Raw genomic sequence first — 285 nt, 5'->3', positions numbered from 1 at the left:
CTCAACGGTCTGATCAACGTGGTGGCAACGGTGACGGCGACGGACGGCGACAACGACGTCGTGTCGCAGCAAAGCACCAGTTCGGGGCTGTCGCTGACCTTCGACGACACCGATCCGACACTTTCGATCACGGCCGCGACGGTGGTTGGCGCAGCCGGGGTGATCGAGGCGAGCGGGGTTGGCGGGCAGGCGACGATCACGCCGCCGGCCTTCACCGCGAGCGCGGTCGACGGCGTCACCACGAATGTGACCTACGCACTTGCCCTGGCCGGCGGGGCGGCGACC

At 68.8% G+C, this 285-nt stretch carries 1 protein-coding gene; it reads left to right on the top strand.

The window, feature by feature from the left end:
• Positions 1-285, top strand: a 285-nt coding sequence (locus tag AC0L2D_RS31845; RefSeq protein ID WP_473544129.1) for a hypothetical protein, incomplete at both ends; no start/stop codon positions are given.

Source organism: Mesorhizobium sp. WSM4833, assembly GCF_055811095.1.
Note: the sequence above shows the minus strand (reverse complement) of the source record. Positions and strands in the feature narration are given on the sequence as shown.